The 582-nt window shown below is 68.6% G+C and carries 1 protein-coding gene; it reads right to left on the reverse strand.

Annotated features, from left to right (window positions below; genetic code table 11):
* Positions 1-582 (reverse strand): TIM barrel protein (locus G3I71_RS45895; protein ID WP_164324878.1); only part of this gene is annotated, 582 nt, incomplete at both ends.

Below are 582 nucleotides of genomic sequence, written 5' to 3' on the forward strand. Positions count from 1 at the left end.
GCCGTGGCCGAACACGAGGTCCTGGTCGTACTTGATGCCGCGCTGGCCGTTGAGGTCGATGTGGAAGAGCTTGTCCGCCCACAGCGCCTGCGCGAGGCCCGTCGTGTAGTTGAGGCCGGCCATCTGCTCGTGGCCCGTCTCGGGGTTGAGGCCGACGATGTCGCCGTGCTCGAGCTTGGCGATGAGGCCCAGCGCGTGGCCGATCGTCGGGAGCAGGATGTCGCCGCGGGGCTCGTTGGGCTTGGGCTCGAGCGCGATGCGCAGCTTGTAGCCCTTCTCCTTGATGTACGCGGCGACCGTGTCGATGCCGTCGGCGTACGCCTGGTGCGCGGCGTAGAGGTCCTTGGCCGAGTCGTACTCGGCGCCCTCGCGGCCGCCCCACATGACGAACGTGTCGGCGTCGAGCGACGCGGCGAGGTCGACGTTGCGCAGGATCTTGCGCAGCGCGTAGCGACGCACGCGGCGGTCGTTGGACGTGAACGCGCCGTCCTTGAAGACGGGGTGCGTGAACGTGTTGGTCGTGACCATCTCGACCGTGATGCCGGTCTCGGCGAGCGCGCCGCGGAAGCGGTCGAGGATCTT

It is taken from the genome of Streptomyces sp. SID12501, from assembly GCF_010550245.1.
In the GTDB taxonomy this organism is placed as follows: domain Bacteria; phylum Actinomycetota; class Actinomycetes; order Streptomycetales; family Streptomycetaceae; genus Streptomyces.